3 protein-coding genes are annotated in these 2,922 nt (G+C 62.3%); all 3 read right to left on the reverse strand.

Annotated features, from left to right (window positions below):
- Window positions 1-888 precede the first annotated feature (888 nt).
- From ACS5PK_RS22520 to ACS5PK_RS22530, 3 genes are read right to left on the reverse strand one after another with little or no spacing between them, the layout of a single operon-like run.
- Window positions 889-1,581: a hypothetical protein gene (locus ACS5PK_RS22520; protein ID WP_439442500.1), complete on the reverse strand. Its 693-nt coding sequence runs from the start codon at window positions 1,579-1,581 to the stop codon at window positions 889-891.
- Window positions 1,571-1,963 carry a hypothetical protein gene (locus ACS5PK_RS22525; RefSeq protein WP_439442501.1) on the reverse strand — a complete coding sequence of 131 codons (393 nt, stop codon included), beginning with the start codon at window positions 1,961-1,963 and terminating at the stop codon, window positions 1,571-1,573. Before ACS5PK_RS22525 ends, ACS5PK_RS22520 begins: the two co-directional genes overlap by 11 nt.
- On the reverse strand, window positions 1,960-2,619 hold the full coding sequence (locus ACS5PK_RS22530) for a VC1465 family Xer recombination activation factor (RefSeq protein ID WP_439442502.1): 660 nt from the start codon (window positions 2,617-2,619) through the stop codon (window positions 1,960-1,962). Before ACS5PK_RS22530 ends, ACS5PK_RS22525 begins: the two co-directional genes overlap by 4 nt.
- Window positions 2,620-2,922: the final 303 nt, after the last annotated feature.

The following is a 2,922-nucleotide window of genomic DNA, read 5'->3' on the forward strand; positions in this document are numbered from 1 at the left end:
GTGGTTTCGCTGGCGGCGCGCTGAAGGTGCGCCCAAAAGGTCATCCAAGCACTAACGGCATCTTGCAATCGCGCCGAGCCGAGCGCCGTTGTCTGCGTCAACATGACTTGCCGGGACGCTTACCTGTAAGTACCTGATTTGTATGAATTTCCATCATCCATGCGCAATTTTGCGCATGGATGATGGAAAGCAAAGCGGTGTCGCTCGCGCGGACAGCCATCGACTCGCCGACGGCAATGAAAAGGACGGGTCATTGAATCAACGACACGATGGGTTCGACGGAGCAGCGAGTAGTTGGCGGCCCGCCGTTGGTGAGTCCCTGATGCAGCTCAAAGCACCTGTCGGCAAAGGTAGGACGCAGCGACCGGGGTCGTCAGACCAATTTATTGACTTCGTAAGTGCTTGATTTTCATAGCATTCCACCGACCACGCGCAGTTTTACGCATGGTCGGTGGAAGGCCTAGAGACACCGGCTGCCTGATGCAAATGAGCCGAAGCAACCTGGGCCGACCGTCAGTGTTTGGTTGTGTTCCGTTAGTGGGGCTAATCTGGCGGGTTAGTCCCTCCGAGCTGTTCTTACATCAGCCTGGCGGCCTTTCGGGACTCATAAAAAGTCGACAATGTGCATTGGCTCATTTCGATAATATCCGTGCAGTTTATTCAGTAGTCGGGCAAAAAAATATCACCCGTCCGCGTGATATTCGAATTCCGTAACGAGTTACGGAATTTCAATACCCGCGCCTGGCGGCCCCTGACCCGCACCGAGCCCTGCCCCGAGGCTCGCCAGGCCAAACTGCGAACACCAGTCTCCGGACCGCCCTCGGCGGCCCACCAGGCAGAGAGCCTGGCGCCGGCCCTCGGGGCTGGTCTTGAGGGAAGGGCGCCCGCTCACGACATCAGCTCCTGGAGCCGCTCAGCGCCACCCAGGGCGCCCAGACGGCGCACCTCGTCGGCAGCGCCGTCGATGCCGGCATCTGCCGCCAGGCGGTAGACCGCCAGGCGGAACAGGTCCACCACGTCCTCAGCGAACTCGAAGCCCCGGAACCAGGCTTGCGGGTTCTTAGGGTCGTAGTCCTCGTCATCGATGTCGCGGTGCATGTGGTGCGTCGCGGCCGCCAGCGCCGCGGCGGCCGCGGCTTGCAGTTGGTGCCTGGTGATCCATTGGGAAGCGTTCTGGATGGCCATCAGGCGCCGCTGTTCGATGAAGAAGGGGGTTTGCGGGGGAGGGGGCAGGGAGCGGCTGCTACGGGCCTTATGGGCCTTTGCAGGACGATCCAGGAGGCGATACACCTGAGAGCCTGTGACGGGCACCTCGAGGACGATCCCGCGCTCCTCTGCCTCGGCTTGCGCTGACCTGGCCGTAATGCGCTTCCCGGCCGGCGGCCGACGAACTGGCTCCGGCAGCACGATGCTGTGCAGTTGCATGAAGCGACGGAGCGTCGGGTAGGAGAGCGTCGGCACCTTGCATCGATGAGCCACCAAGGCGGTCAGCTTCCAGAGGCTGACGCCTGGATTGGTCTCGATCAACGACTGAACCAGGCTCACGTGCTCCTGCCGGAGCGGCATGCGATCAACGCTCATGGCTGGCCTCCCTGTCCGAGGGAAGTCCCACCATCGGGGCGGCCACCAGGACCGGCCCCTTGGCGGCCAGGCGTGCACTCCGGTCGGCCACGTGCTGGGGTACCAGGCGCGAAATCCGGTGACGTGCCAGGAAGTTGTGCAGGGCGTGGTCCGTGACATGCGCCAGGCCAAGGCGCACCGCGACCAGCGGGGCCAACTTGCGCAGCGAGACACCCGGATTGGCCTCCAGGACCTCGCGGACGCCTGCGATGTGCTCAGCGAGCAAAGGCACACGCGGGCGGCGCGGGGAGAACGCCGGTTGGCCAAAATTGGCCAGTTGGTGAGGTGTTACAGCATCCTCACCCTGGCCGACAGGCAGCGAGCGGTCTTGCAGCGGGCTCATGCAGCACCTCCGCGGACCGGCTCTGAAGCCTGTTTTTTCTCACCGGTGAGAATCTGGTGAAGTGTTACAGCCACTTCACCAGAGTCTTCGTCTGTTCGGAAATCCGAACGTTGGTGACGTGTTACAAGACCGTCACCCTGCCAGCTCCGGGTTTCCCCTTGGTGGCGCGCCGCGCCACCTGCGGGGGCACCCGTCGTTGGCAAACCGTGTTGCTCGCGCAGTCGCACGCCCCAAATCGCCAACTCCAAGACGCCAGCGCGCCCCTCGGCGGTGATGGCTTCTTCCTCGGCCTGGGCTAGCTGGCCCCGAGCCTCGGTGAGCTTTGCTCGCAGTTCGTTGCGCTCACGGTAGAGCACGTCGAACATGTCCGAGCGCCGGCAGGTCAAGCTCAGCCAGGCGAAGTCCTTGCCGGTGAAGCCGTGGCCCTCAGGCGACCACAGCGTGTCGCTGTGAAAGACCCAGCCAGCCCAGGTCTTGCCGGGCAGCTCCTGACGGGTCAGTAGGCGCAGCAGCTTCACCACGGCCACCGGCACGCGCGTCGTGCCGGCCTCCCAGGCGTAAATCGAGCGCTCGCTGATCTGCAAAAACTTCGCAAGCTCCAAGCGCTTGAAGCCGGCGCGTCGATACAGGGCACGCAGCTCGCGGCCTTGTGCCATGCGGGTTTCGCGGCGATGGTCGATCAGCCTGGCGGCCTTTCGGGACTCATAAAAAGTCGACAATGTGCATTATGTTAACCAAAAGGCAGCGAATACTTAGAATGCATTTAGCGTAGCTGTCCGACACGAAGTACCCCCAGTCCGGCGACAAGAATGTGCGTAACGTTCCCAGGAAAACTGTGATCTGCATTGAAGAAATCGAGACACGCTGAGCGTTAGTCTTTCGGCGATTCGGCCTCGAGAATGGGGCGCAGGAGAAGTCGTGAGACGGAGTCGTTTTTCGGTGGAGCAGATCGTGGCGGT

The sequence above is a fragment of the Roseateles sp. DB2 genome (genome assembly GCF_051857535.1).
In the GTDB taxonomy this organism is placed as follows: Bacteria; Pseudomonadota; Gammaproteobacteria; order Burkholderiales; family Burkholderiaceae_C; genus Roseateles_B.